Annotated in this window: 5 protein-coding genes; 3 read left to right on the top strand and 2 right to left on the bottom strand. The window is 44.0% G+C overall.

What is annotated here, in order from left to right; all coding sequences use genetic code 11:
* Positions 1-871, top strand: an 871-nt coding sequence (locus tag L0J61_RS09715; RefSeq protein ID WP_367651953.1) for a lipid-A-disaccharide synthase, incomplete at its 5' end; no start/stop codon positions are given.
* A gap of 53 nt (positions 872-924) precedes the next feature.
* Entirely contained in the window at positions 925-1,785 is an 861-nt protein-coding gene (locus tag L0J61_RS09710) for a ribonuclease HII (protein WP_301466248.1), read from the top strand.
* A 121-nt stretch (positions 1,786-1,906) separates the two neighbouring features.
* On the opposite strand, the gene L0J61_RS09705 is transcribed toward L0J61_RS09710, so the two are convergent.
* Positions 1,907-2,569 (bottom strand): DUF924 family protein, encoded by a 663-nt coding sequence (locus L0J61_RS09705; protein ID WP_301466247.1) that lies wholly within the window; start codon positions 2,567-2,569, stop codon positions 1,907-1,909.
* 89 nt (positions 2,570-2,658) lie between these two features.
* Here L0J61_RS09705 and L0J61_RS09700 point away from each other — a divergent pair, with 89 nt between their 5' ends.
* Positions 2,659-3,867, top strand: coding sequence for a carboxynorspermidine decarboxylase (locus L0J61_RS09700; protein WP_301466246.1), 1,209 nt, complete (start codon positions 2,659-2,661; stop codon positions 3,865-3,867).
* A 60-nt stretch (positions 3,868-3,927) separates the two neighbouring features.
* On the opposite strand, the gene L0J61_RS09695 is transcribed toward L0J61_RS09700, so the two are convergent.
* On the bottom strand, positions 3,928-4,161 hold a 234-nt coding region (locus L0J61_RS09695), incomplete at its 5' end, for a hypothetical protein (protein ID WP_301466245.1).

Genomic DNA, 4,161 nt, shown 5'->3' with positions numbered 1-4,161 from the left:
CCCAACTATTTGGGCATGGCGAGAGTCACGCATTCATGCGATCAAAACGGCGACCCACTTAGACCTTTGCTTGTTTCCCTTTGAGTTGCCTGTGTATGAACGGCATAATCATCCAGCAATATGTGTCGGTCATCCACTACTACGGACGATAGATCAGAGCTTGCTAGAAATACCAATCAATCAGCGTCGTAGTGAGTTGGTCTGGCATAACGATGGCTTGCAACAGTTTTTTATTGATCGATTCGACGACGTCAGTCAGCTTATTTGTGTGATGCCAGGCTCGAGACGTGGTGAAATCACTTCTATTTTGCCGTTGATGCTGGATGGCATTCAAAAGCTCATCGTATTGGATCCGAAGCTGTGTTTTATCATTCCAACTGTCGATCAGAACCATCAATATATCGTTCAAGATGTCATCGAACAGCGCTCAGAGGAGCTGCGAGCTGCTATCGTCGTGATTTATGATGACAGTCAGCCAGCATTCAGTCAGTATGCAATGGCCGCATCGGATATCGTTATGTTGGCATCAGGTACCGCCACATTAGAGGCGATGTTGTTGGAGCGACCGATGGTGGTGATTTACCAGTTAAATCAGTTGACGTATCAGCTTGCCAAACGATTGGTCAAAGTGCCGTACGTTGCCTTGCCGAATATCTTGGCAAATACCGCTATAGTGCCTGAGTTGATTCAGGAGCAGGCGAGTGGTGACAATATCTGCAGAACAGTCACGCGCTTACTACAGCCACGTGCTTATGCTGAACAACTAAATGATCTTACCGTTACCAAGCGCTTATTACAGCAGCAGAGTAACCATGATCCTGCAAATAGTGTGATTGAGCAGTGGTTCATTCAAGAAGGTTATAATCACTAAGTAAGCCTCAGTCACTACCACCTAAGAAATATCAATTAAGTCATGGCAGCTTTATGAGTAATGCATTTAATAACGAAAACGATTATCTACCAATCAACAGATGTATCGAAGAAATTGATATTAAAGGTCAATACATGCAACTGGCTGCGCCCATACGGTTAACGGGCTGGTTAAATATCCCTGAATTGCGCACTCAATATCTGACACAGACAGATGCATCAGTACCGTCACCTGTTCAGATTGGCATCGATGAAGCTGGGCGTGGGCCGTTGCTAGGAAGTGTCAATGTGGCCGCTGCGATACTGCCTGCTGCTTGGTCGGGATTGATAGAGGATGAGCCACTTAAACAAACACCACTATCTGTATTAACCGACTCAAAAAAACTGAGTGAAAAAAAGCGGGATATGCTTTATCCCTTAGTGCGGCAGCATGCAATAGGGCATATCGTTGCTGATGTACCAGCTGCTGTTATCGATCAAGTCAATATCTTGCAGGCAACGATGCTGGGGATGCGTCTATGCTCAGAGGTATTGCTAGAAACAATAGTCACAGCAAGTGCTCAGTACTTTCATAGTGAGCGTGAGAACATATTCGAAGTGTTGTTTGACGGCAATCGCTGCCCCGACATAGATTACGACAAATTTGATAAGCTGGGTGTGAAAGCATCGGCGATTGATTGCCAAGCATGGGTAAAAGGTGATGCGCGTCATACCAGCATCGCAGCGGCCAGTATTTTGGCAAAGGTCAGTCGCGATAAAACCATGTATGCGCTAGATGCTCAGCATCCAGAATATGGCATCGCCAAACACAAAGGCTATCCGACACGCGCGCACATGGAAGCGATTGCGTCACTCGGTGTGCTATCAGAGCATAGACGAAGTTTTGCCCCAGTCAGAAAGGCGCTTGAAAGTTGACAGGGCGCCCACGCAACAGTAGTTGAATACTGTTGCGCGACTGGCTAATGATTAGCCTAAGCAGTGTGCTTTCTTTGTATCAACCATCAACTACTAATATTGACCGTAAAGTAGGTTGCTACTAAAACGATGAGTTGGGCTGTTGTAAGAAGGCTTCTTCCTCAGCAGTCGACTCACGGTCAAGCGTACTATTACGATGTGGGTATCGACCAAATTGATCGATAATTTTTTTATGGCGAAGTTCGAAATCCAATGTGTTTGCATCGTCTAGTTGTTCAAATAAAGGCAGATAACGCTCATGAATCACCGCCGATTCAGAATGCATAAAAGGCATGATGATAAACTTTCGCCACTGAGCAGGTAGCGTACTAAAGTGAGAATACTCGATGGCTTCTTGTGCCAATACTACCGCCATACTGTCTTGTGCAAAGGCAGCCGTCTGACCGCGACAGAGGTTTCGTGAAAATTGATCCAAAACCAGAATTTCTGCCAATCTCCCTGCCAAAGAAGTAATGAAGCTGTTATTATCAACGGTTTCATCTACCTGTCGCCACGTCACACACTCACCTTGTTTTGCTGCTTGCCAAATACTGCGAAACTGAGCTCGTATGTGATTGTCAAACTCATCGCTTTTTTTGAACCAATATGACTCATTATCTTGATTGAACCAAAAATCTAACACTGCACGCGCATCAGGGTGAAGATGCTGCAAGTCGATATCTTGTGGGTCGAGCGGTGTTAAGTCATTTTGACTGCTAGTGGAGTAGTCGGTCGATAAAGACATAAGCTATACTATTTGTTATTGGTTTAACCTACCATAACGAAAAAATTTACATCTGTCATGATGACAATAGCATTATTAGGTAACCGTTTATGAATGTAAGAGAAGACGTTAATACCAGCAGCACTCAATTACCACCCACGCCTTATTACTTGCTCAACGAAGCGTCAATCGTCGCTAACATGAAGATCGTCGAGCGCCTGTGCGAGCTATCTGGTGCTAAAGCACTATTGGCACTCAAATGCTTTGCCACTTGGGGTGTGTTTAATGTGATGCAGCCCTATTTGCACGGCACGACATCATCTTCACTAAACGAAGTGCGCCTAGGTCATGAAACGTTTGGTGATGACAAAGAAACACATGCCTATAGTGTGGCTTATAGTGCCGATGAAATCGATGAAGTATTAAGCCATGCAGATAAGATTATTTTTAATTCGATCTCGCAATTGAATGCTTTCAAAGATCGAGCCAATTCAAAAAACATACCGGTAGGCTTACGTCTCAACCCACAAACCAGTAACTCTTCGTTTATCATCGCCGATCCTGCTAGACCGTTTAGTCGCTTGGGTGAGCACGACAAAGATAGCATTACTGCTGTGTTAGCAGATATTACCGGTGTCATGATTCATAATAATTGTGAAAACGATAGCTTTGATGCTTTTAGTAAGAGTTTGGCGGATATCGAAACACGCTTTGGATCGCTGTTAGCAGAGCTTGAATGGGTGAGTCTTGGTGGCGGTATACACTTTATCGCCCCTGATTACCCACTAGAAAAACTGGCTGCGCGCCTAAAGGCGTTTAGTGAAAAATACGGGGTACAAGTTTATCTTGAGCCAGGCGAAGCGAGTATTCATGGAGCGGGCACGCTTGTGACTACCGTGCTAGATACCATGCATAATCAAAAAAACTTAGCCGTCGTCGATGCGTCTATCGAAGCACATATGCTTGATTTATTAATTTATCGTGAGTCAGCACCTATTACTGCGATTAATGAAGCGGAGGTAACTCTCTCACCAGTTGATATGGAACAAGCAGCCAATAACCCAGATAATACCATCATCTATGGCCGTTCTTGTTTGGCAGGAGATATCTTTGGTGAGTATGCACTGTCGGACGCTTCGCATAATCCACTGAACATAGGCGATCAGATAGCTTTTGGCAATGCCGCAGGTTATACCATGGTAAAGAAAAATTGGTTTAATGGCGTTAATATGCCAGCAATTGTCATTCGACGTTTGGATGGGACGATTGATATTCAGCGCCAGTTTGATTATCAAGATTATAAATCCAGTTTATCCTAGGTTAGAGCATGTGAAAAGGAGGGTAATACGGTAGTAAGATAAAAAGGCACTGTAAATAAGTTAGAAGTATTTACAGAAAAATGAGGTTAGTAAACATATTTGGTCAGTTGGATGTCTTGTTTCTTGTACATTATTTTCACCGATAACGGGCCAAAAATTGTTATAATCGCGTCGTTCAAGTAGCCATTGCTGATAAATGATATTTGTTCGACGGGTGCGTGGGTTTTCCTCGGTCTTCCTTTTTAACATTTTACCGCAGAAATCCCCTACCTCTAAGGTAGTGGGATGAATGCG

This window comes from Psychrobacter sp. (assembly GCF_030457785.1).
In the GTDB taxonomy this organism is placed as follows: domain Bacteria; phylum Pseudomonadota; class Gammaproteobacteria; order Pseudomonadales; family Moraxellaceae; genus Psychrobacter.
This window is presented reverse-complemented; position numbering and strand designations above follow the sequence as displayed.